This is a genomic window from Neptuniibacter sp. (assembly GCF_024231755.1).
Taxonomy (GTDB): domain Bacteria; phylum Pseudomonadota; class Gammaproteobacteria; order Pseudomonadales; family Balneatricaceae; genus Neptuniibacter.
Genome location: NZ_JAAEQH010000209.1, coordinates 1 through 889 on the forward strand (window position 1 = coordinate 1; position 889 = coordinate 889).

Here is an 889-nt window from a genome sequence, read left to right on the forward strand (position 1 = left end):
ATTATGACGGATCGGGACAATGTTTTTTAACCGATAATGATATTACTCAAAATAACTCTGATGTTGATGATGGTTGGACACAAATTATCTCACCATCATTTGACCTATCAACCGGTGACGCTGTTATTCATTATGCCCGTTGGTTATCAAACAATCTTGGTTCTAACGCTTTTATGGAACCACTTCTTGTATATGTTTCAAACAACAATGGAACCGATTGGGTATTAGTCGAAACCGTTGGCCCAACCGGTCTGGTTGCTCAGGGTGGATGGTATGAACACACCTTTTTGGTCAGTGATTTTGTAACACCGACCAATGAGATGATGGTGCAGTTTTATGTGGCTGATAATACCGGCTCGATTGTGGAAGCCGCAATTGATGATTTTCAGGTTGTCAGATACGAATGTAGCGTCAATCCTCCAATTATTATAAGTGAGACACTTCCGGAATGGACCATCAATCAACCATACTCAGCCCAGGTCAATGTTGGCGGCGGAATTGGCGTCCTGACTTTTGACGATTTATATGGCGACTTGGCCAGCACTGACTTCACGATGTCAACCTCCGGGTTAGTTACAGGAACACCTACCACAACCGGAACTTTTTCATTCACGGTGCATGTTGCTGATGAGACTCCTGATGAAGATGAACAATTAGTGAGCTTCACCATAAATCCAGCAATGGCAATTACAACTGCAACTCTTCCCGGATGGACCATTGGTATTCCTTATACGACAGTACTTGCCACATCTGGTGGAACCGGAAGTAAGACCTGGCTGGATCTGGATGATGGTTTAGTTGGAACTGGTTTAACCGTTAGTGAAGCAGGTACTATCTCAGGTACACCAACAGCAGTTGGGACAATCAGTTTTACTGCACAGGCCAGTGA

Annotated in this window: 1 protein-coding gene; it reads left to right on the top strand. The window is 44.0% G+C overall.

The window, feature by feature from the left end:
• Positions 1–889: hypothetical protein (locus GY843_RS10580; protein WP_297309332.1), on the top strand; the 889-nt coding region annotated here is incomplete at both ends.